General features: G+C 61.9%; 1 protein-coding gene. It reads right to left on the bottom strand.

Annotated features, from left to right (window positions below; translation table 11 throughout):
* The coding region (locus GY725_00805) for a hypothetical protein (protein MCP4002709.1) at positions 1-609 on the bottom strand (609 nt) is incomplete at both ends.

Here is a 609-nt window from a genome sequence, read left to right as displayed (position 1 = left end):
CCCGCGAGTCTTCCGATACCGCCGAACCAATTCCCGATGATGGCCTCTGTCCGCGCTTCGTCGTTGGGGAGCCCTCCGAGGAGCTCCGCGACCTGCGGCATGACATCCTTGTGCTCGGGGTGCTTCGACAGGTGGTCCCGGATGATGTTCCCCGCAACCACCTTGCGTTCGTTCTCGCGCTTGCTGATCTCACCCTTGAAGAACTCGATCTTCGATTCGGCCTCGGCCTTGAGGCGCGGCGCCTGGACCTTGAGGATTTCCTCGACCTGCTCCGACTCGTACTGAGTTGCGAGCACCTCGCGGGCTTCCTGCTCTACAGCCTTCAGGACCGCCTCGACCGGCGGGACCTGAATGGGAGCCCGCGAGGAGCCGTTCCCGCGCTCCTGACCGAGACGCTTTGCGGCGGCATCGGCTCGGAGCACGAACTCACCGTCGGCGCTCTTCTCGAAGTTGTCGTTCAGTAGGGACTCGAACTTGTTTCTTTCTTCTGCTGTCGCGGTTTGCTTCTGGCGCAGCCCGTATATGGCGGAGGCCATAGATTCGGGTTTTCCGTCGTACTTCCCGAGGATGTTCTCGATCGCGTTCTGCGCTCGGACATCTTCGGGCAGT

Source organism: bacterium (assembly GCA_024226335.1).
GTDB lineage: Bacteria > Myxococcota_A > UBA9160 > SZUA-336 > SZUA-336 > JAAELY01.
This window is presented reverse-complemented; position numbering and strand designations above follow the sequence as displayed.